Source organism: Oligella urethralis DSM 7531, assembly GCF_000372065.1.
In the GTDB taxonomy this organism is placed as follows: domain Bacteria; phylum Pseudomonadota; class Gammaproteobacteria; order Burkholderiales; family Burkholderiaceae_B; genus Oligella; species Oligella urethralis.
In genome coordinates, this window is the sequence record NZ_AQVB01000044.1 from 1 (window position 1) to 1,241 (window position 1,241).

1 rRNA gene is annotated in these 1,241 nt (G+C 53.7%); it reads right to left on the reverse strand.

Annotation, left to right across the window (positions count from 1 at the left end):
• Positions 1-1,241 (reverse strand): 23S ribosomal RNA (locus tag A3GA_RS0111070); the annotation flags it as partial.

Here is a 1,241-nt window from a genome sequence, read left to right on the forward strand (position 1 = left end):
CTGCACTTCCACACCCAGCCTATCAACGTCCTGGTCTCGAACGACCCTTCAGGGAGGTCTAGCCTCCGGGATACCTTATCTTCAGACGAGTTTCCCGCTTAGATGCCTTCAGCGGTTATCTCTTCCGTACATAGCTACCGGGCAATGCCATTGGCATGACAACCCGTACACCAGCGGTACGTCCACTCCGGTCCTCTCGTACTAGGAGCAGCCTCCGTCAAGTATCCAACGCCCACGGCAGATAGGGACCAAACTGTCTCACGACGTTTTAAACCCAACTCACGTACCTCTTTAAATGGCGAACAGCCATACCCTTGGGACCGGCTACAGCCCCAGGATGAGATGAGTCGACATCGAGGTGCCAAACACCGCCGTCGATATGAACTCTTGGGCGGTATCAGCCTGTTATCCCCAGAGTACCTTTTATCCGTTGAGCGATGGCCCTTCCATTCAGAACCACCGGATCACTTTGTCCTGCTTTCGCACCTGTTCGACGTGTCAGTCTCACAGTCAAGCACGCTTTTGCCAATGCACTATCAGCACGATTTCCGACCGTACCTAGCGTACCTTCGAACTCCTCCGTTACCGTTTAGGAGGAGACCGCCCCAGTCAAACTACCCACCACACACTGTCCCCAACCCGGATCACGGGCCAAGGTTAGAACCATCAACAAACCAGGGTGGTATTTCAAGGACGGCTCCAGCGAAACTAGCGTCCCGCTTTCAGCGCCTCCCACCTATCCTACACAGGCCGGTTAACAATCCAATGTGAAGCTATAGTAAAGGTTCATGGGGTCTTTCCGTCTAGCCGCGGGGAGATTGCATCGTCACAACCATGTCAACTTCGCTGAGTCTCAGGAGGAGACAGTGTGGCCATCGTTACGCCATTCGTGCAGGTCGGAACTTACCCGACAAGGAATTTCGCTACCTTAGGACCGTTATAGTTACGGCCGCCGTTTACTGGGGCTTCGATCAAGAGCTTGCACCCCATCACTTAACCTTCCAGCACCGGGCAGGCGTCACACCCTATACGTCCACTTTCGTGTTTGCAGAGTGCTGTGTTTTTAATAAACAGTCGCAGCCACCGATTCACTGCGGCCCCTTCACGCTTTAACACGCTACCAGGGCATACCTTCTCCCGAAGTTACGGTATCAATTTGCCGAGTTCCTTCTCCTGAGTTCTCTCAAGCGCCTTAGAATATTCATCCCGTCCACCTGTGTCGGTTTGCGGTACGGTCATGT